This is a genomic window from Tamlana crocina, from assembly GCF_012037625.1.
The window spans coordinates 1-506 of record NZ_JAAVJS010000156.1 but is presented as its reverse complement, the minus strand read 5'-3'; the positions used below and the strand labels follow the sequence as shown (position 1 = coordinate 506).

General features: G+C 41.5%; 1 pseudogene. It reads left to right on the top strand.

The features are described from left to right. A pseudogene (locus HC176_RS16100) lies at positions 1-345 on the top strand (glutamine--tRNA ligase); the annotation flags it as partial. Between the last annotated feature and the right edge of the window lie 161 nt (positions 346-506).

Below are 506 nucleotides of genomic sequence, written 5' to 3'. Positions count from 1 at the left end.
CGAAGTGGTAGCGGTACAGAGGAATCTATGCGTAAGGTGAAGGGTACCCTACACTGGGTCTCAGCCAAACATGCGATAGAAGCGGAAGTTCGCCTTTATGACCGACTGTTCTCTGTTGATTCGCCCGATGCAGATAAGGAAAAGGATTTTCTCGACTTTTTGAATCCGGAGTCTTTAAAAATAGTTACCGCTTATCTTGAACCGGGTCTAAAAAATGTTCAGCCGGGAGATAAATTCCAATTTCAGAGGCTGGGCTATTTTAACGTTGACAAAGAAAGCACGCAGGATCACCTTGTTTTCAATAGGACGGTTACCCTTAGAGATTCTTGGGGTGGCAAGGAATAACGACTTTTTCAGGGAGTTCAATTAAGAATACTTTAGCATGGGGTTTTTCCGATATTAACCGGTTGTTAACAGCAGTACAGTCCGGTATGGTTTATATTTGGTTGTAGTATTAATCTTAATAACCAACAAATCATGGCAAAATCAGGAAGTACATTTTTAGC